Here is a 20463-nt window from a genome sequence, read left to right as displayed (position 1 = left end):
CACTTATAAATGAGGTAGTTGTATTTGAAATCTAAAATAAGATTGGCAAGTATATTGTTGTTACTGGCTACTTTAATATTGAAAATCTCAGGACTAATAAGAGATATATTAATAGCTTTTTATTTTGGAGACAGTTATATGGCTGATGCCTACTTAGCTGCTTTTGTTATCCCAAATATGTTAATACTTTTCTTAGCCACAGGAATGAAAAACACTCTAGTCCCAAGTTATATACAGTCTATAGAAGACAATAGAGCTTCGTATCATTTAAGCCAGGTATTTAAAGGTACTATAGTTTTATGTGTTTTTCTTTCAATAGCTGGCGTTTTATCAGCACCATTTCTTATTTCACTTCTTTATCCAAATTTTGGGATAGAAGCAACTGAGATTGCAGTTAAGGTTACTATAATCTTATTTTTGGCAGTGATTTTTGCTGGAGTAAATGCGGTTTTAGAAGCTTACTTTGACGCAGAAAATAAATATTCCCTTTCTGTAATTTCTCAAGTAATAGTAATTCTTTGTAGTATTAGCAGCTTGCTTTTATTTTCAAACCAATTAGGAGTATATTCTTTAGCGTATGGATATTTACTAGGAACAATTATATCTATTATATTTAAAATACCTTTAGCAAAACCTAATAAAATTATGAAATTACGTAGTAAGTTTGATTGGGAAGAAATAAAGAAATTTTATATAATATTTATCCCAGTTGGATTAACTGTAGCTGTAGGTCAAATTAATTTAACTATAGATAACGTTTTTGCCAGTTATTTTGATGAAGGAACTGTAACTTACATAAACTATGCAAAAAACTTAGTGCATTTTCCTCAAGCTATAGTAGGTGTTACAATTGGCACAGTCATTTTTCCGATTTTAGCAAAAGCAAAAGCAAAGAAAAATACTGAATTATTTAAAGAAGGAATTGCAAATGGTTTAATAATTATGTTTTTTATTTTACTCCCCTCATTGTTAGGTATGATGTTATTAATGCCAAACATTATTGAGCTACTTTATCAAAGAGGAGCATTTGATAATAATGCTACAAGAGCAACTAGCGAAGTTGCATATTATTATTTTGGATCTGTTTTATTTTTTAGCCTGTTAATTGTTATAAATAAAGGATTCTATATTTATAAAAAAGGTCATTATATTATGACATTAGGATTAGTGAGTATTTTTTTAAATAGCTTATTAAATTATCTACTCACAATTTGGATAGGGTATTTAGGTATTCCTTTATCTTCTTCTATAGTTGCCCTATTTTATGCAATAACTTGTTTGTTAATATTTTTAAAACTTTCTGGAGGATTGAATTTAAAATTTATTGGTTTAGAGTACATGAAGATAATCTTATGTACTACTATAATGGTAGTAATAATTCATTATTTAATGTTTTATACTGATAGCTTATCTACTTTTAGCGAGTTAATTGCAGTATCAATTGTAGGTTTAATAGTATTTTTGTTGAGTAGTTACATTTTTAAAGTAAACTCGTTAAAACTTCTACTTGGAAATTTCATTTCAAATAGATTCATAAGAAAGAAGGACTAAAAATAATGCATAAAAAATTGATTGAATTATTATCTAAGCCTTTTATTTATCCTGTTACTAGATTTATATTGAATAAATTTTATAGTTCAAATCGAAATTTATCTCCAATAGGTGCTTATAAAAATATTTTAGTTTTAGCTCCCCATATAGATGATGAAACAATAGGCGCAGGAGGGGTACTGAAAGAACATTCTTTAAATAATTGTACTGTGAATTGTATAGTAATGACAGATGGAGCTAAAAGCAATAGTAAGTTAAATGAAAAAGAACTAGCTTCTATTAGAAAAGAAGAAATGGAAGAGGTAAAGAATACCTTGGGATTTAACGAATTATATTATTTAAATCTTCCAGACAGCGCAATTAAAGTCGATTCTAATTCAAAGGAAAAATTAATAAATATTATTAATTTATTAAAACCAGAATTAATATACTGCCCACCTTTTGTAGATGCTCATGTAGATCATATTTCTACTGTTCAACTTTTATCAAATTGTTTAGAAGAGTTAGAGTACACTGGTAAAGTGAGACTGTATGAAATAAATTGTGCTGTACCAGTTAAAGATATAAATTGTGTTATTGACATTACAAATACATTTGGATATAAGAAAAAGGCAATTAACCATTTTAAATCTCAAAGTATTTCTTTTAACGGTTTTTTAGAATTAAACAAAGTGAAATCTAAATTAATTAATAAGAAAAACACAAAATATGTGGAAACATTTATTGAATTGAATGGTGAAGAATTTATTGAAAGAAGTAATAATATTAGATGTGAAAAAGAGCAATACAGTGTACTTTTTAAACAGATCAATAAAAGAATAACTCTTTTATGGGCTATTTTTAGAAATTACAATAAGAAAAAGAAGATTTATAAAAAAATTTTTTCTAACTGAAAATAAAATTATTAAATATTAGGAGTTTAAAATGAATATTAAAATGAAAGATATTCTGTTTTTGCCAATTGCTTTATTCGTATTGCTGATGAGTATAATGCTAACTAATACTTTATTAAGTTACATAGTAATCATAGTGACCGCTGCCTATACTTTTTATAATCACAAAAATGCTATGATTTTACTTTTTATATATTTTCCAATTAGACCATTTTTGATTGAATTTAATCCTACTTTAAAAATACTAGGTGATGTAATTATTATACTAGCTTTTATTAAAGTGGTATTTTTATATAGAAAAGAGTGGAAATCACTTATGAAATTTAGGTGGTTTGAGATAGCATTCTTTTCCTTTTGTATTATTGGATCTCTCTCTGCAGTTTTAACTGGAGTGTCAATTGTATCAATAATTTTTCAGTTGAGATCTTTCTTACTATTATATTTAATTTATTATATTGTTAAGAGACTTCCAATTACAAAAAATGATCTTATGAAACTTTCTTGGACAATTCTAACTATGGTAATTATAGTATGTATCCATGGGATCATAGAGAAGCTATCATTGAGAGGTTTTTTACTTCCTGATTCTTGGGCAGAATTGCCTCTCTCTTCACAAAATAGAATTAGAGTATATGGTTTAGTAGGTAACCCTAATATGCTTGCTGTATATTTATCATTAGCGTTAGTTTTTATATTTCCAATGAAAAAATATTTATCTACTAAACTAAATTTAATAAATAATTTATCATTAATCCTATTATTCGGAGTTTGGTTTTTAACTTTTTCTAGAGGAGCATGGATAGCTTTTGCAGTAACAATTTTATTATATTTTTTAATGACTAGAAATTGGTTTTTAATGAAAAAATTAGTAGTGACCATGGTTTTGGGGATCCTGCTAGTAGGTTTACCGGTTAATACGTTGGCTGAATCTCTTGAAAATGCAGGTTTTAACAGTGAAAAGAGAGAAGCCCAAAGTCAATATGACCAATCTAACGGAGGTATATCTGAAAGAATGGAAGGTACTTTTGATGAATCTTTTGTTGAAAACAGTCAAAGTTCAGGCAGGTTATTTATTTTATCTAAAGGTTTTGAAATCTATTTAGACAACCCTATAATTGGAACAGGTTTTGGTACTTTTGGTGACTCTGCAACACTTAGCTATGGCTCACCAATATATGATGAATATGAAATTAATCACGAAATATATTCTGATAACCAGTACATTCAAATTATTGCGCAAACAGGGATAATTGGCGTAGGGCTATTTGGTTTATTTTTATTAAATATGTCATATATTATATGGAAAAAGAGAGAAACATCAAAGGTTGGGCCAATCCTATTTAGTATACTCGTAGGAGCTATTTTTCTTGGACTATTATATAACGTTTGGGAGAATTACAACTTTGCTTTATTTTATTTTTCGATTTTAGGTTATTTATTGAATGAAAATGTAGAAACAACTCTAAGAGAATAAAAAACAAGTTCTTAGAATAAAACAAGTCTAATATATATTTAAGGGAGTTAAAAATGAAAAAAAAAGTTAATGTAATGACTGTATTTGGAACTAGACCTGAGGCAATTAAGATGGGACCCCTTGTGAAAGAATTTGAAAAAAGAGACGAAGATTTTAATTCTAAAGTAGTAGTAAGCGCTCAACATAGAGAGATGTTAGATCAAGTTTTAAATCATTTTGATATAAATCCAGACTATGACTTGAATTTGATGAAGCAAAAACAAACTCTAGCAGAGTTTACGGCACAGGCTTTGATAGAAATAGAAAAAGTGATCGCAATTGAAAAACCTGATATTGTATTAGTCCACGGGGATACTACAACAACTTTTTCGGCCAGTTTAGCTGCTTATTATAATCAAGTAAAGGTTGGTCATGTTGAAGCAGGATTAAGAACATGGAATAAATATTCTCCATATCCGGAAGAAATAAATAGGCAACTGACTTCAAAATTAACTGACATGCATTTTGCTCCTACAAATAAATCCAAAAATAATTTAGAGAGAGAGGGTCTTGATACTAAATCTATATATGTAACTGGTAATACGGTTATAGATGCTTTAAAAACTACAGTACAAGATAATTATAGAAACGAAATATTAGATGAAAACAAGGATAAAAAAATAATATTGTTAACAGCTCATCGAAGAGAAAACTTTGGTGAACCTTTAGAAAATATATTTCAAGCAATAAAATGTATAGTTGAAAATAATAAAGAAGTGATAGTGATTTATCCAGTACATTTAAATCCAGAAGTACAACAGAAAGCACAATTGATACTTGGTGGTATCGAAAGGATTTATTTAATACCACCTTTAAATGTGATAGACTTTCATAATTTCGCTGCAAAATCTTATTTAATTTTAACAGACTCAGGGGGTATTCAAGAAGAAGCACCCTCACTAGGTAAACCTGTACTAGTTTTAAGAAATAATACTGAAAGACCAGAGGGAGTTGAAGCTAATACTCTTAAATTAGTTGGTACAGATAAAGATAAAATTGTAGATAATGTTCAATTACTACTTAAAGGTGGAAAAGAATATTTAGAGATGTCTCAAGCTTCAAATCCTTATGGAGACGGAGAAGCATCAAAAAAAATTGCTGACATTATTATTTCAATCTTTAATACTTAAACTAATGTAATCTGATAAAACACATATTAATAAGAGAGAGTGATGACTTTAATTGAAGACCATACTCATTATTAGCATCTGTTCTACAATAATTTTATGTAGTTTGTTTTTTTATATCGTAAAAGAAGAAGATGAAGTGTCATTAAACTAGATAGTAGTAATGAAATTATAGCCTTTTCTAAAAATCACAAATTAGTAAAAGATAATGTTACAAATCAAACTAAATTCGGAGTTGAAGATAAAGTATTCAATATAAATATTTAAAATAATTATAATGAAAAATTCGGATAAACAACTATAACTCTATGAACTTTACCTAATAAAGATGTATTTGTTTTTATTAATCTTGATTCGAAAAAAGAAAATATAGAAATAGTAATTGAACAAGAATTGGAAACCGATAAACTAACTTCTAATGTAGCAAACTTTAAATTAAAAGAGGTATATCCAAATCGAAAAGAAAGGTCTATTCCAGATCCCACTTCAAATAAATTTACATATTTAGAAAATAGCAGCGAACAATATAGCAATAGCGTATTTGTAGGTGGCCAATATGTTTTTAAAACCATAAGTTATATTCATGAGGATATTAATAAGAAGAGTGAAGTTAATGAATTTTTATTTGAAGAAGAAAATTTCCAAACTAAAAAAAAGATAATAATATTGATTTTTCTTTTATAACGAAAGCTAATGAAAATATGGCAGAAGGTTAGTTTTTAACAAGTGAAAAATCTTATGGTGTATCTACGATTTATCCTAATTCAGAGACAGCGTTTGTACGTTCTTTAGTACGGCAAAGTGGGAAAAAATCATTATTAGAATACGAAGAAAATAATTCAAGGTTTTATGAAAACATTAATTGGAATTCTTTTATTCAACTAGAAAGAATAAGAGGTGATGATGGACTTTGGTATAGTAACTATACAAGCACATGGTTAATGGACAATTACGGTATTCCTACTCATTATGTCGATTCCCGACATAATGACAATATATTTAGAGATCAGCGTAGAAGAGCTGAAAATTTAAAGATAGATAGCTATTCAGAAAATTATAAAATCTATGCAGATTTTCTTTTGAATAGTTTTGAAAAAAATCAAACATTGGAAACAGAAAATGGGAGATTTTTAGTGGATTATTTTTCTGAATATGGAGATAAGTTACCTCATGTTTCATTGAACCATGCTTTGAGTCTTATGAATTATCTTTATTTTTCTTATGAAGAATCCAATGATGTACGATATTTAAAAGCGGGAGACGATATATTAAAAGGAATACTAGATACTGGTGAGAACTGGATAAATTCTGAAGGGAATTTATATTATCAAATAAACCAAAATGGAGAATTCGAGGCAAATGATTACAGTTTAGTAACTTACTATGATTTATTGTATTCCAAGAAACTTATAAAAAGACACAAGGGAAAAGAGTATGAAGTAATTGAGAAAATGATAGAAGCTAAAATAGAATACTTAAATGATAAAAATATTAATTCTAAAGTGAATGTAGATCAAATCGAAGATGAAATTGGGTTAATTGAGTAACTATTAAGTAGATAATCACGTTAAATTAAAGGAGGATGTAAGTGAGTATACGGAATATTAGAAATGAAGATTCAGAAAAAATTTATTTGCTTTTTAATAAAGTTTTTAACAAACTACCAAGTACTGAGTATTATAATTGGAAATATAAGAAGGTTTTTTACGAACCATTGATTTTGGTTTGGGAAGAGAATGATTGTATTCTTGGTCATATTGCTTTATGGATAATGCCAGCGTATATTAAAGGAAAAGAAGGGAAAATAGCCTTAAGAGTTGATACTATGGTCGATCCTAAAGCAAGAGGCAAGGGAATTTATCGTTCTTTAAATCAAGAAATGTTAAAAAGAGCTAAAGAAAAAGATATTTCTTTTTTATACGGTTTCCCTGCGAATAGAGCAAAAGAAATGCTATTAAAATATACAAGAGCAATACATGTAGATGATATTTCAAGACAAATTCTTTTTTTTCCATTTTTAAAAAAAAGAAAAAAATCTTTCTTGAGTAGAAATATCAAGATAAAAAAAATCACTAATTTTAATCATGATTTTGATGAATTATCCAACGAGCTAAAAAATGAACATCAAATTCAAATAATAAGAAACTCTGCTTATTTAAATTGGAGATTTAATGAACATCCGTTAAATAAATACATGACTTATGGACTTTATGCAGAAGGTGTACTTAGTGGTTATATAGTAATTAAAAAAGAGATTAAAAAAGTGAAGGGAATATCAGTAAAAACAGGTAGTATTGTTGATATAGTGTATAAATCTAAAGAAATTCAAGATATTCTTCTAGAAGAAACGAAAAAGCAACTAAAATTTTGCTTTTTCATTCAAACTTGGGCTCTGCCAAATTCCTCTTATTTTGAAGGGTTACAAAGAGCAGATTTCCAAGAAAAAGATCGCCCCATGCCCTTAGTTGTGCACGATTTAAATCAAACAGAACAAAAAGATAATCAGAGTAGTTGGTATATTACACAAGCTGACGCTGATTCATTTTAATAAAGCGCTAAGTATTATGAACTGGTTCGGTATTGACCTTCAATGTCAAAGTTAAATCTAGTGTGTGCGCTTTTTTAACTACTTAGAATGTCAAGACCGTCCCATTTCTGGTTCTCTTGATCTTTTGATAAAAACTATTTAAAAGCGTAGTGATGATCTACCAATATAAGGGAGGTCGTCATGGATGTTAATAGACAGTTTTTGACCCATATGTCACTGGAGCTCTTCAAGTATCAATAGTTTTATTGAAGAATGTTGACAGATATATCTATAAAAAATAGATTTGTTGTTCATATCTTCGTGTTCGTAAGTCTTTAAGACGCCCCCCGCATGCAATTAATGTATCTTTATAAAAGGGCGTTCTTCCTCATGTTAGCTTCATATCTGAAAAAACGATCGAATTCTTTCTTTTCTTACGACGTTTGGGGTTTCCTTATTAGGATAATATTCTAGTCAATCTATTCCTTTTTATGGAGTACATGTTTCTGCTATATGTTTTGTCCTTGTTAAGAAATGAATTGATTCCTTTCCTGTCAGACTATTCGTTCAATGCCGTTGGCTTGAACGAATGGTCTGATCTTGACAGAAGCAAAAATTGGCAACATAAGGTCTTACTTAATGACATAGCCAACTTCAAAGGTTTTAGAGCAAGCCTGCTTAGGGAGGTGATAGATTTACCAAAGTTCTCTGATCAAAGGCTAGATCGGTCGTATTTCTCCTAGTCTAAAAAATTTAATTTATTCATTAGCAAGGAATTATAGCTTTTCCATTGTTTCAAACAGATTCGGAAAACTTCATTGAGGTTTTCTTTTTTAATTATAATTCAGCCTGATTTTTAGTGAATTCAGTCATAAGGATGTCCACTTTTCTATAGTTTAGCCCGGTAACTTCATTACACAAAAAATATTTCATATTTTTGAGTGAAACATGTTAATTAACAGTTATGATATAATGTAATTGATAATAACGTGAATATAAGTAATAGACAAATATTTTAATAAAGAATTGAACCGAATTAGAAGGAAACCATAGGTACAGCGATTGCTTTAATACATGTTATTCTGTAAAAAATTGCTTTTAAAATAAATGCCACAGATCAGCAGATCAAAGAAAAATCATATGGAAGCAATGACAAGACTTAGTATTATAATTATCATAGGAATTCTCGATGATATTATAGAGCTTTTTACTTAAAGAAAATATTAATCAGATTAGAGTAGCAGTTATCATTGGTGGAGTACACATTGACTTTATTAATCTGCCATTCGGAGGACTGTTGAGTCCTCTTAGCCTTCTAAATACATTTTTGTGGGTTATAAGAATCTTGAAAGCTATCAAACTAATTGATGGATTGGATGGGTTTGCTGCAAAGTATGATTTATCGGATTAGTAACTATTTCTGTGCTAGTTATTATTCAACAGACAAATTTATTGTCGATATAGGCATTACGCTGCCCGGAGGTACGTTATGGTTTTCTTGTTCAGAACTTAAATTCTGCAAAAATCTTCATGAGTATATGGAAGGCTTTTTTTCAGGATTATGATTTCAAATATTTAATTGCTTGAATTAAATAATGTCATCTTTTTTTGATTGTACCAATTATTGTGATGCTATTAATAGCTCTAGAAATCATGGTGAAAAGGAGAGGACTAATCAGTAAAGAATACAAACCATTTCTAAAACTCTATAATAAATTAACCAATTCCCCCCGAAGGATAAAAAAAGTGTTTTACAGGGTATACTGTAAAACACTTTTCTTATGAGTAATACATAATAAGGAAAGATCTTTCGATTAGGATGTGTCATAAATGATGAAGATAGTCAAAATGCTGTATGAATTATTTGGAAAAAGAGAAAAGAAAAAATTTATTCTTCTGTTTTCTTTTATGATAGTAGGAGCGGTGCTTGAAACCGCAGGAGTCGGTCTGATTGTTCCTTTTGTCGGTATTCTTACCAACCCCGATCAAATTACGGAAAATTCGTTTTTAAACTTTTTTTATACAATGTTTAATTTTGAATCCACGTCGTCGTTTCTGATTTTTGCAACGATTGGCTTGTTAGTTGTTTTTATATTCAAAAACGCCTACCTGGTGTTCTTTTATCACTTTCAATACAAAGTAATTTACAATGAGCAGATTAAATTATCTAAAAGAATGCTTACGGCTTATCTATTAAAGCCTTATATCTTTCATTTAGAAAGAAATACCGCACAGCTGCAGCGCAACGTGGACCAGGAAGTGAAAACCATCTTTAACCGGATTGTTATTCCGGGATTTGTGGTACTTACAGAGTCAACCGTTATGCTGTTTGTACTGATTCTGCTGTTATTTATTGCTCCGCTGCCTACTTTATTGGCAGGTGCGTTATTTGGGGGTGGAATATTTACCTTCTTTCACTTCTTTAAAACAAAAATTGCCGTTTTGGGCAAGGCGAGGCAAAGCGCCCTCGGCCAGATGATAAAGTGGATTAACCAAAGCTTTGGTTCGACAAAAGAAGTGAAAGTACTTGGAAAAGAAGCCTTCTTTATTGATAATTTCACAAATGAAAGCAAAACCTATGCGAAATCGATGCGTTTCTATCAGCTGATGAAACAGGCACCGAGAATGTTTGTGGAAACGATTGTAGTAGCCACCATTCTGATTATTGTCCTGGTCATCATGATCCAGACCGAAAATTTAACGACATTAATTTCTACTACAGCTTTGTTTGCGATGGCGGCTTTCCGTCTCATGCCTTCGATTAACCGAATGGTAAGTGCTATTACGGATGTCCGCTATAACAGGCCTTCCCTTGATATTGTGTATGAGGATTTGATTGTAAACAATGTTGAAAAAGATATTGATTTTGATTTCAGAAAACGGGATGCAACTGCCTTTTCAAAAGTAAATAAGAGTCAGCCGTTTAACGATAAGATTGAATTGAACCATCTTCATTTTAAATATCCGCTGAGTGACACCAATGTCATACAAGATGTATCACTTGAATTCCCTATAGGATCTTCGGTGGCGTTTGTAGGGCCTTCTGGTTCAGGAAAAACGACACTCGTAGATATTATGCTGGGCGTTCTTCAGCCGGACAGCGGAACGATTGAAGCTGACGGCATCAATATTAATGAAGAAGAATCAATGTGGCAGAACAAAATCGGCTATATTCCACAAGGGATTTATCTATTTGACGACACGATAAAAAAGAATATCGCTTTTGGCGTCCCTGATAACGAGATCGATGAAGAAGCTGTATGGGAATCGCTGCGGAAGGCGCAGCTCGATGAACATGTGAAGGGGCTTCCCGACCAGCTGGAAACGTCTGTAGGAGAACGCGGGGTTAAGCTCTCCGGCGGACAGCGGCAGCGTATCGGGATTGCAAGGGCGCTTTACAGTAATCCGGAAGTGTTGTTTTTAGATGAAGCCACTTCTGCTCTGGACAATGAAACAGAAAAGGGAATTATGAAAGCTATTGATGACCTTAGAGGAGAGAAAACCCTTATTATTATTGCACATCGACTCAGTACGATTGAAAACTGCGACATTATTTTCGAAATGGAAGATGGCAGGCTGAAGAGCCAAAAAAAAACAAAATTTAAAAAAAGAGTACATTTATAAAAGTTTAGACAGGATTAGCAGTGGAACCTGTTTAACTATTTAAAAGTGGGGTAAAAAAATGGCGAGTAAATATGATCTAGAACTGGTCAGCGTTATTATACCAACTAGAAACAGAAAAAGTTTGCTTAAGCAGGCTGTAGATAGTGTATTGAACCAGACATACAGTAACTTAGAGTTGATTATAGTAGATGAAGCTAGTACAGATGATACGAAAGAGTACCTTTCTTCTATTACGGATAAGCGTGTCAGCTATATTTATCACAAAACCCAACAGGGAGGAAATATTGCGAGAAATAATGGATTCCAACAAGCGACGGGAAGATACATTGCATTTTTAGATGACGATGACATCTGGGCAAAGCGAAAGCTGGAACTACAGTTTAAAGCTTTCCAAGAAAATTCCGAAGTTAGCTTAGTAAGTTGCAATAATATTGTTATTAATGAAAAGAATGAAATTATAAGAAAAAGTGACCGCGGTGATGATATTAAATATGAAAATGAAAAAGCCTTCGAAAAAATAATGCTCGGAAATTTTATTGGAGGCGCATCTTTTCCGCTCATAAAAAGAGAAGTGCTTGAAGAAGTAGAAGGCTTCCAAGAGCATTTAAAAAGCGCTCAGGAAACAAATCTTTATTTGCGAATTATTGAAAAAGGTCACTCTGTTTACATATGCAAAGAGCCTCTTTTGTTATACAGAGTGCATTCTCAAAATAGGATTACCGACAGCTACGAACCGAAGCTTCAAGGACTCAATCAGCTTTATAATTATAAGAAAAAAAACATTTTCCCGTATTTAACAGACGAGATGATCGATCAAGTAACGTACGAGCATTTGAAGAAAATAAGTATGGTATATATGCAACATAAAAAATATAGCGAGTTTATAGAAGTGAAAAAACGCATTATATGCGAGAGTTCAAAAAAGAAAGAAAAAAATTATTATATAAAAATAAGAATATATGTATTAAGAAATAAATTAGTCCGTACGTATCCGGGACGTCTGTTTAAAACCACTCGGCAAAAGATTGAAACAAAGAAGTTGAAAAAGCGGTGGGAGTATTATATAAATAGTGAATTTATTTCCTACCGTTAAAAGAAAGAAAGGAGTACAAAGATGAAAAAAATGCCTAATTTTATAGTAGTCGGTGCTGCGAAAAGCGGCACGACTTCTTTATATAAGTACATAACCCAGCATGAAGATGTTTTTGTTCCTAAAGGAAAGGAACTGCGTTTCTTCTCAAATATGACCGGGGATTACCAGGGACCGGGAGACGAGAGGTCCTGTAACCGCCGGATTATCAGCGAGGTCGAAGACTATCAGCGGCTTTTTGAAGACAGGCAGGAAAAAGCACTTGGAGATATGTCGACGGAATATTTGTATTATCATGAGGAAAGCATTAAAAATATAAAAAAGTATACAGATGATGATGTGAACATTTTTATTATTTTAAGAAATCCTGTAGAACGGGCTTATTCGCATTACCTGCATATGGTAAGAGATGGAAGAGAGGACCTTTCTTTTGAAGAGGCAGTGGAAAAAGAAGAAGAAAGAAAAAATAATAACTGGGCCTGGCACTGGGGTTATACAACGAATGGTTTTTACTATGAACAGGTAAAAGATTATCTGACTCATTTCCCTGATGCGACGGTGTATATCTATGATGACCTGAGAAAAGACCAGGAATCTATTATTAACGATATGTTCCACAAACTGGACGTTGAACCGATCCCGCTCAATACGAATCTGGAACACAATGTATCCGGTATACCAAAGAACAGAAAGCTGCATATGTTGTTAAATAAACCAAATAGATTTCTTGGCCTTCTCAAAAGAGGCGCTGGTCTGATAAATAAAGAAGATGCTTTGTTTGAAAGGCTGCAGAAAATCAGCAGAAACAACCTGGAAAAACCTAAGATGAAGGAAGAAACAAGGAGAGCGCTTGTAAAACGTTATGAGGAGGATATAACACAGCTTGAAGGTCTGCTGAACAGAGACTTAAGCAGCTGGAAGCTTTAGAAGAAAAGTATACAGCCACACTTCTTGCCTAGCCTAAAAAGTTGAAAAGTATGTAAGGTTATCTAGACTTGGAAGATAGCTAACTCAAAACTTAAAGTTACCCTAGGAAATGTAAAGACCTATCGATTTCTAATTCTCTCGATCTTTTGAGGAAAGCTTTTAAAGGCATAACAGTGACATAAAGATGAAAGGGAAGGCTGGTATCGATGAATATGTCTTCCTTGTCTTTTCAATGGAGTTTCTTACATGTTATTGTTTTTTCATTTAGCAAGCACTTTGATCTTCAAGGTTAAGCAATGCACAATTATTGGCCCATATATCACCCATTGTATCACTAGTTTTATTGCATCATACTGAAAACACATCCATAGGAAGTAGACTTATTATTCTATATCTTCGTGCTAACAAGTTATTTATGACGATTTGACATGCCGGTCAGTGTAACTTTGCAGAACGTTATTCGTTCTTATTTTTGTCCAATATTTGAAAAATCGAGCGACTTCTTTCATTATGAAGCTTGGATTTTCTTTGTCGATGAAATAATTGGATCTAAAATGTCTCATTGAGGAAGCTAAAGATGGCAATATTCAAACTATACAATAGCTTTATTTAATTTTAGTGATTTTTAGATTTTTGTTTCATTTTTTAGGAAAAAGCTCTAGTCACGATAACTCTCTAATTATTTAATTTCTATTAGTTTAAAGGGAACTTCTTTTCATTCATAAAAAGCCTGAATTCTAGATTTTTTATTCATAATTTGGGTTATTGTTCAAGTAGCTAGATTTTTTTCATGAAGAATTGGTAAAACGTTGGCAGTACAATGCAGCTTCCTTAAATTTTTCTACTTCCGTATGTTTCAAAAACCCTTCACAAGCCATTTTTTTGCTGCCTTCCAGGTAAATTCGGTTAAAAACATAGGAAAATATTACGTCATGAAGGGTAAGCTGGTGCCGGTCGAGTAGTTTATTAAAGTCAGGATGATCAAAAACATCCAGTTTAATCACTTCACTCCAGCTGAGCTTTCGTTTCATTCCTTCTTTGCGGAGCAGCAGGTGAAAAAGATCCAGAATGTAGGAACTCTGCTTTTTATAATGCTCCCAGTCAATTAATTTTCTTTCATTGCTTTTCGTGAACACAATGTTGTTCGTATGAAGATCGCCATGTGCATCAGAGACAGGAAGATGAATCCGGGAGGCATTATGTATAATATCTTCGCTCGTCTGAGCATCAAGTCGGCCAAATAACAGGTGATCAAATAAATGAGGCAGGTCAACAAGCTCGTTTAATGGTTTATTGTCAGGAGCGTCAGGCTGCAGCAGGGAAGTGAATGTTTCAAAAGATGCTTCATCTAAACTATTAATCGTTCGGCCTTTTTCTACAATAAGCAATGAACCTGGAGTGTGGAATTCCGGAATCAGGGAAGCAAGTGGGCCTCCTTGACGAGCAGCCTGTGTTAAGCCGGCTCTTTTATTGGAAACTTTCGTTTTCGTGACATGATTAAAAGGAATCTCCCACACATAAGAAGCACTTTTAATCATCAATGGACGTTTTGACTTATTTTTTATTGTTTTTTTTAGTACTGTGATCGATAACAATATTTCGATACCCCCCTAATAATACGTTCGTATGAAGACGGTTACCTGTAAGTATAAAGGAAAAAAAGGCAGGAGAAAAGACCCGGAAAACAGATTCCGGGTCTTTTTTGTTATTCATTTGTAGAATAGTAAGGTACTTGCTGCTGAGATGATTCTTCTTGAGGAGCTTCGTTGGAACTATCTTCCTCGTATTCATACGGTTCTTCTTCCGATAGTTCCTCTCCAGGAAAACCCTCCTGCTGGGCAGGCTGCTGTTCTTCAGCCGGAGCTCCATATTCATTAGATGAAGAAGATCCGGAAGTAGGCTGTTCAGGCATAGCTGCACTTGTTATCTCAATATCAAGGTGAGATTTTAGTTCTTCCGCAATTTCCTGGCGGGAACCTTCATCAATCTGATAATAATAAATACCGTCAATCGTAGCGTCTGTTCCCCCAAGCTGCAGACTCTCTACATCTTCAAGAGAACGGGAGTAGCCCTGAAGCGAAACGATATTTCCAAACGTGAAATTCATTCGCATGTTGGAACGGACGCTGTCGAACACATCATCAAACTTATTAATAGAAGAAAAAGAGGCTGATCTATTGATTAACGATTCAATCACCATCTGCTGGCGTTCGCCGCGTCCTAGGTCACCGCGTGGATCATCTTTTCTCATACGGACAAAAGCCAGTGCTTCTTCTCCGTTTAACATCTGTTCGCCTTCTTCGATTTGAATCGCATCAGGATTGCTTTCGCTGTCCTGCTCGGAAAAAGCGATTGGTGAGTCTACTTCAATGCCGCCAAGTGCATCTATAATTTCCACAAACGCGACAAAATCAAGCTTTACGTAATAATCGACAGGAATATCAAAGAGATTTTCCACGCTGGCAATAGCCAGGTCCGTGCTACCAAAAGCGTGGGCATGCGTAATTTTATCCTCGCCCCGGCCGGGGATATTAACAAGTGAATCCCTTGGTATGCTGGTCGTTTTTACAGTGTTTTCTTCTTTATTGAACGTAGCAAGAACCATGGCGTCGGTCCGGCCTTCCAGGTTGGTGCCTTCTCTGTCATCCACACCCATAATCAGGACGGAAAAATTATCTTCCTGTAAGTCAACGGCTTCTGTGCGGAGCTCTGATTTTTCTCCGCGCTCCAATTCTTCCTGCGTGTCGGCGGTAACGCTGCTGAGCTGAAAAAGGAAGTAGCCAACGGCTACTGCTACAGCGAGAATGCCAAGTACGCCCAGAACCCCGAAGATTTTGATTATTCTCCGGCGCCGGCGTCCTTTTTTGTTTCGACGCTGCAGCCTTGTTTCTTCATTTATATCTGCCATGTAATTAATTGCTCCCTCATATATAAAGTTCTAATAGTTAATGATGTTCTTTAATAGATGGAGCTTGCTTATCGGTGTCTATTCAAGGCCTGTGCTCCTTTACGGCTTGTTTCAAAGCAAACAGCCAGTGCTCTTCATTCTACAGAAAGAACCTCCGTTAGTAAATATAGGATACTTATATTTAGTCTCCTTTATGTAAGACGTTGTAACAAAATATTTGTTACAAAAAAAAGGAAGAATACTTAAATGAAGAGATAAGTATTCTTCCTTTTTTATAATGCTTTTTCAAGAAAGGCGGTTTCTCCTTCTGTTACAGCAGCCTGGCCGTTCGACAGTTCGATTATCCACGCAGTAAACGTTTCCGTTTCGTCAATGGGTACATACGTATCGATCAAGACGTTTTCTTCGTAGCGGATGTCTTTAAGCTGGTAGGCGGAACGTCGGATATCATTTTCAAGTTTTCCGAGCAGGGTGTAATCTGCGGTGGCTGTCATGATCCGGGTACGGATCCGTTCGACCATCCCGACGGCGGCGATGCCTTCGGTGACGGAAGTGCCGTAAGCGCGGATTAAGCCGCCGGCGCCAAGCTTGATTCCGCCGAAATACCTGGTAACGACCACAACGGTATTTTTCAGTGCCTTTTTCTTCAGGACATCCAGCATGGGAACACCAGCTGTGCCGCTCGGTTCCCCGTCGTCATTGGCTTTCTGGATGTGGTCCTGTTCGCCTATCAGATAGGCCGAGCAGTTGTGATTGGCATTTTTATGCTCCTTTTTAATCTCTTCAATAAAAGACTGCGCCTCCTCTTCTGTATAGGCCCGGCGGACAAAGGTAATAAAGCGGGACTTCTGGATAACAATTTCATGGCTGCCCGGTTTTTTAACGGTGTAATAAGATGTAAGCATATGGTAACTCCTTCTAGTTATGTCATCACACTATAATCATATTGTAAAACAACGTAAAAATAATAAATGTTATGATTTATAAAGACATTTTACGAGAATGTTTATCAAATAGGAACAAATTATTTTTTTAAAACCTGTAATAGGTAATTCAGAATGTGCTAAACTAATCATAGTAAAAGCGTTTTTTCTATTCAGGCTGATAAGTCTGTCAGAAAAAAGGCATGCTAAAAAATCATTCTTTCCCCCTTGTTATACATTAGGTAAAGGATGTAAAAAGGGTGAGGGTATCCTTGGTATGGAAGCCTGCTTTAGATGAAGTAGTAAAGAAAATGCTCGGTACCGTAGACCTAAGCAAACGTCAGCTTTTTGATATCGGCGAGCAGTCGCGGTCCGAATTTGATGCATTGAATGATGAATTAAGAGAGATAAAGAAAAAAGTAGCAGAGACAATTGAAGCTTCAGACAAAATGGAAGTCCGTGCCCGTATTGCAAGAAATAGATTAGCGCAGATGAGCCGGTCATTCAAGGAATACAGCGACAAAGATGTACAGAGTGCCTATGAGAAAGCGAATGCCCTTCAAGTGGAGCTTGCGGTCATACGCCAGGAAGAAAAACAGCTGCGGGAGCGGCGCGATTACATCGAACGCCGGCTCGTGCTCCTGCAGGAGCAGATTGGCAAGGCGGAGACACTCATTCATCAGGTATCGGTCGTGTATAACTTTTTGGATGGAGATTTAAAAGATGTTGGGGAACTGGTGGCAAATGCACAGGAACAGCAGCGTTTTAGCTTAAAGATTATTGAAGCGCAGGAAGAAGAACGGAAGAAAGTCGCCCGTGAAATTCATGACGGGCCCGCCCAGATGCTCGCCAATGTGATGCTTCGCTCCGAACTTGTGGAGCGGGTATACAACGACAAAGGTATAGAACCGGCACTGGAGGAAATAAGGGATGTGCGGTATTTGATCCAGGACAGCCTGGAAGAAGTGCGGCGCATCATTTATGATCTACGTCCGATGGCACTCGACGACCTTGGCTTGATTCCGGCGCTGCGGAAATACCTGCAGACGGTGGAAGAACGAACCGGCATGACGATTTATTTCCGGGAGCTCAGCACAGCGCTGCGCCTCCCGCCGCATCTTGAAATTGCGTTATTCCGCCTGATTCAGGAAGCAGTCCAGAATACGACCAAGCATGCAGAAGCCAGTATGATCCGTGTGAATCTTGAAGTGCGGAACGATTTTGTGACCGCTTTAATTAAAGACAACGGTAAAGGCTTTGAAACGGGCAGGTCAAAAGAAAATTCATTTGGCATTGTCGGCATGAAAGAACGGGTGCTGGCCCTTGACGGAGAAATACGTGTGCAGTCGGAGCCCGGTAAAGGAACTACGGTGATCATTAAGATACCTCTGGAATTAGAAGATGAATAAAAGTTTCGGCTGAAACATGCTGGACACATAGGTCTACTAGACTATGCCGAGGTATGTATTCGAAAGGATGAATGTGATGATACAAGAGCATATTAAATTAGTATTAATAGACGACCACCAGCTGTTCCGCGAAGGTGTGAAGCGAATCTTAAACATGGAAGACCATTTTGAAGTAGTCGGTGAAGGCGACGACGGCGAACAGGCTATTGCCCTTGTAGAAGAAAATGAGCCGGACGTTGTACTTATGGACATTAACATGCCAAACGTGAACGGCGTCGAAGCGACCAGACAGCTTCTCGACCGTTTTCCAAAAGTGAAAGTATTGATTCTTTCGATTCATGACGACGAAACGTACGTGACCCACGTCCTGAAATCAGGAGCATCCGGTTATCTGCTGAAAGAAATGGACGCTGATGCCTTGATAGAAGCTGTAAAAGTAGTCGGATCGGGAGGCGCTTATATTCATCCGAAGGTTACCCAGAACCTGATCAAGGAATACCGCCGTCTCGCTCTTGGCACAGAAGGCGAAATGGAGCCGGAGGAAATCGGCTACCGTGAGGTGGAGTACCGCAAGCCGCTTCATATTTTAACAAGACGCGAGTGCGAAGTGCTTCAGCTGATGACAGACGGCTACAGCAACCGGATGATCGGGGAAGCGCTCTACATCAGTGAAAAAACGGTAAAAAACCATGTAAGTAATATTCTTCAGAAAATGAATGTGAACGACCGCACCCAGGCTGTAGTTGAAGCCATTAAAAAAGGCTGGGTCAAAGTCAGATAAGGCAGCTGCTATAAACAAAAGAAAGCCGGAGGTGTCATGCATCTTCGGCTTTTTTCATCCTGCCGGAGAAATATCCATTCTATAAAAAAGCGAGGAACAAGTATGCCGCAGATTGCAATAGTTACCGACAGCACGGCCTATCTGACAGAAGACGTCAGAAAAGCCAATCACATATCCGTGATTCCGTTAAGCGTCGTTTTTGGCGATAAAGCCTACCGGGAAGAGATCGATATTTCCAAAAACGAATTTCTGGAGAAAATGAAACAGGCGGAAGATCTGCCCACTACATCGCAGCCGCCGATCGGCGAATTCACCGCGCTTTATGAAGAGCTCAGCAAGGACTACGGGGCTGTGATTTCCATTCACTTGTCGAGCGGTATCAGCGGAACGTATCAGACCGCCTGTGCCGCTGCAGAGCAGGTGAGCGATAAAGTGGAGGTCTACTGTTTTGATTCGGAAATCAGCTGTATGCCGCAGGGGTTCTACGCGATCCGGGCTGCGGAAATGAGCGAAGCCGGGCACACCGTGGATGAAATTCTCGATGTGCTGACCGGAATGAAAGAACGCACGAAGGCGTATTTTGTCGTGGATAATTTAAACCACCTGCACCGCGGCGGCCGCCTGAACGGGGCACAGGCTATTGTAGGAAGCCTGCTGCAGATTAAACCCGTGCTCCATTTTGAAGACACGAAAATTGTGCCATTTGAGAAAGTACGGACTTCCAAAAAAGCGATCGCCCGTATTTACGATATTTTTGCCGACGATATTAAAGACAGCCCCTCCGTCCAGGCGACGGTCATTCATTCCAACCGCGCGGAAAAAGCCGCACAAATGAAAGAAGAACTTTCCAAGGCCCATCCCCAGGCTGACATTGTAGTTAGTGAGTTTGGGCCGGTCATTGCCACCCACCTCGGCGAAGGTGCGTTAGCACTCGGCTGGTACAGCAAATAATCCAAAACGGCAGGCTTTGAAAAAGGCAAAAAAAATGTATAGGCGGCGCTTTCCGCAGGCCATGTCTCAGCTAAAGAGGAAAAGATCGACCTCTTTATCTTCACCGATGGCTGTTCTGCAGGAAACGCCGCCTGTTTACTTTTTCAATATTTAAGCAGCCTTTCTTAAAAAATGGCGCTATATATAAATAGATTGAACGAAACGGTTTTCCTCATCTAAATCCCTCATTTAAGGAGTGA

Annotated in this window: 16 protein-coding genes; 13 read left to right on the top strand and 3 right to left on the bottom strand. The window is 35.6% G+C overall.

What is annotated here, in order from left to right; all coding sequences use genetic code 11:
- Positions 1–18 precede the first annotated feature (18 nt).
- The 10 genes from murJ (at position 19) to AC5W2J_RS00455 (ending at position 13252) form a co-directional block, all read left to right on the top strand.
- Positions 19–1551: a murein biosynthesis integral membrane protein MurJ gene (gene murJ / locus AC5W2J_RS00500; protein ID WP_496057520.1), complete on the top strand. Its 1533-nt coding sequence runs from the start codon at positions 19–21 to the stop codon at positions 1549–1551.
- A 5-nt stretch (positions 1552–1556) separates the two neighbouring features.
- Positions 1557–2444, top strand: a complete 888-nt coding sequence (locus tag AC5W2J_RS00495) for a PIG-L deacetylase family protein (protein ID WP_496057519.1) — start codon at positions 1557–1559, stop codon at positions 2442–2444.
- A 31-nt stretch (positions 2445–2475) separates the two neighbouring features.
- Complete coding sequence (locus tag AC5W2J_RS00490) at positions 2476–3918, top strand: O-antigen ligase family protein (protein ID WP_496057518.1); 1443 nt, start codon at positions 2476–2478, stop codon at positions 3916–3918.
- Positions 3919–3971: 53 nt separating this feature from the next.
- The gene (gene wecB / locus AC5W2J_RS00485; RefSeq protein WP_496057517.1) at positions 3972–5087 is read left to right on the top strand and encodes a non-hydrolyzing UDP-N-acetylglucosamine 2-epimerase; all 1116 of its coding nucleotides are present in this window, start codon (positions 3972–3974) and stop codon (positions 5085–5087) included.
- Between the two features lie 390 nt (positions 5088–5477).
- The gene (locus AC5W2J_RS00480) at positions 5478–5768 is read left to right on the top strand and encodes a hypothetical protein (protein ID WP_496057516.1); all 291 of its coding nucleotides are present in this window, start codon (positions 5478–5480) and stop codon (positions 5766–5768) included.
- 257 nt (positions 5769–6025) lie between these two features.
- Positions 6026–6631: a hypothetical protein gene (locus AC5W2J_RS00475; protein WP_496057515.1), complete on the top strand. Its 606-nt coding sequence runs from the start codon at positions 6026–6028 to the stop codon at positions 6629–6631.
- A 41-nt stretch (positions 6632–6672) separates the two neighbouring features.
- Positions 6673–7632 carry a GNAT family N-acetyltransferase gene (locus AC5W2J_RS00470; RefSeq protein ID WP_496057514.1) on the top strand — a complete coding sequence of 320 codons (960 nt, stop codon included), beginning with the start codon at positions 6673–6675 and terminating at the stop codon, positions 7630–7632.
- A gap of 1809 nt (positions 7633–9441) precedes the next feature.
- Positions 9442–11235, top strand: coding sequence for an ABC transporter ATP-binding protein (locus AC5W2J_RS00465; RefSeq protein WP_496057513.1), 1794 nt, complete (start codon positions 9442–9444; stop codon positions 11233–11235).
- Positions 11236–11293: 58 nt separating this feature from the next.
- The gene (locus AC5W2J_RS00460) at positions 11294–12328 is read left to right on the top strand and encodes a glycosyltransferase family 2 protein (RefSeq protein WP_496057512.1); all 1035 of its coding nucleotides are present in this window, start codon (positions 11294–11296) and stop codon (positions 12326–12328) included.
- Between the two features lie 30 nt (positions 12329–12358).
- Positions 12359–13252, top strand: a complete 894-nt coding sequence (locus AC5W2J_RS00455; RefSeq protein ID WP_496057511.1) for a sulfotransferase domain-containing protein — start codon at positions 12359–12361, stop codon at positions 13250–13252.
- 788 nt (positions 13253–14040) lie between these two features.
- Here the strand turns inward: AC5W2J_RS00455 and AC5W2J_RS00450 are convergent.
- The 3 genes from AC5W2J_RS00450 to AC5W2J_RS00440 all read right to left on the bottom strand — a co-directional run bounded on the left by AC5W2J_RS00450 (position 14041) and on the right by AC5W2J_RS00440 (position 17065).
- Positions 14041–14847, bottom strand: coding sequence for a hypothetical protein (locus AC5W2J_RS00450; RefSeq protein WP_496057510.1), 807 nt, complete (start codon positions 14845–14847; stop codon positions 14041–14043).
- A gap of 110 nt (positions 14848–14957) precedes the next feature.
- Positions 14958–16160 (bottom strand): LCP family glycopolymer transferase, encoded by a 1203-nt coding sequence (locus AC5W2J_RS00445; protein WP_496057509.1) that lies wholly within the window; start codon positions 16158–16160, stop codon positions 14958–14960.
- Positions 16161–16432: 272 nt separating this feature from the next.
- Complete coding sequence (locus AC5W2J_RS00440) at positions 16433–17065, bottom strand: YigZ family protein (RefSeq protein WP_496057508.1); 633 nt, start codon at positions 17063–17065, stop codon at positions 16433–16435.
- A gap of 278 nt (positions 17066–17343) precedes the next feature.
- On the opposite strand from AC5W2J_RS00440, the gene AC5W2J_RS00435 reads away from it, so the two are divergent.
- The 3 genes from AC5W2J_RS00435 (at position 17344) to AC5W2J_RS00425 (ending at position 20224) form a co-directional block, all read left to right on the top strand.
- The gene (locus tag AC5W2J_RS00435; protein ID WP_496057507.1) at positions 17344–18492 is read left to right on the top strand and encodes a sensor histidine kinase; all 1149 of its coding nucleotides are present in this window, start codon (positions 17344–17346) and stop codon (positions 18490–18492) included.
- 76 nt (positions 18493–18568) lie between these two features.
- Positions 18569–19273, top strand: coding sequence for a response regulator (locus AC5W2J_RS00430; protein WP_496057506.1), 705 nt, complete (start codon positions 18569–18571; stop codon positions 19271–19273).
- A 102-nt stretch (positions 19274–19375) separates the two neighbouring features.
- On the top strand, positions 19376–20224 hold the full coding sequence (locus AC5W2J_RS00425; protein WP_496057505.1) for a DegV family protein: 849 nt from the start codon (positions 19376–19378) through the stop codon (positions 20222–20224).
- Positions 20225–20463: the final 239 nt, after the last annotated feature.

The sequence above is a fragment of the Sinobaca sp. SA16-1 genome, from assembly GCF_059510515.1.
This window is presented reverse-complemented; position numbering and strand designations above follow the sequence as displayed.

Bases quoted from the DNA above. Each gene is read 5' to 3' on its own strand.
- AC5W2J_RS00490 (WP_496057518.1), top strand. From the start codon at position 2,476: ATGAATATTAAAATGAAAGATATTCTGTTTTTGCCAATTGCTTTATTC.
- AC5W2J_RS00475 (WP_496057515.1), top strand. From the start codon at position 6,026: ATGGACAATTACGGTATTCCTACTCATTATGTCGATTCCCGACATAAT.
- AC5W2J_RS00460 (WP_496057512.1), top strand. From the start codon at position 11,294: ATGGCGAGTAAATATGATCTAGAACTGGTCAGCGTTATTATACCAACT.
- AC5W2J_RS00465 (WP_496057513.1), top strand. From the start codon at position 9,442: ATGATGAAGATAGTCAAAATGCTGTATGAATTATTTGGAAAAAGAGAA.
- AC5W2J_RS00455 (WP_496057511.1), top strand. From the start codon at position 12,359: ATGCCTAATTTTATAGTAGTCGGTGCTGCGAAAAGCGGCACGACTTCT.
- AC5W2J_RS00495 (WP_496057519.1), top strand. From the start codon at position 1,557: ATGCATAAAAAATTGATTGAATTATTATCTAAGCCTTTTATTTATCCT.
- wecB (WP_496057517.1), top strand. From the start codon at position 3,972: ATGAAAAAAAAAGTTAATGTAATGACTGTATTTGGAACTAGACCTGAG.
- AC5W2J_RS00445 (WP_496057509.1), bottom strand. From the start codon at position 16,160: ATGGCAGATATAAATGAAGAAACAAGGCTGCAGCGTCGAAACAAAAAA.
- AC5W2J_RS00425 (WP_496057505.1), top strand. From the start codon at position 19,376: ATGCCGCAGATTGCAATAGTTACCGACAGCACGGCCTATCTGACAGAA.
- AC5W2J_RS00430 (WP_496057506.1), top strand. From the start codon at position 18,569: ATGATACAAGAGCATATTAAATTAGTATTAATAGACGACCACCAGCTG.
- AC5W2J_RS00440 (WP_496057508.1), bottom strand. From the start codon at position 17,065: ATGCTTACATCTTATTACACCGTTAAAAAACCGGGCAGCCATGAAATT.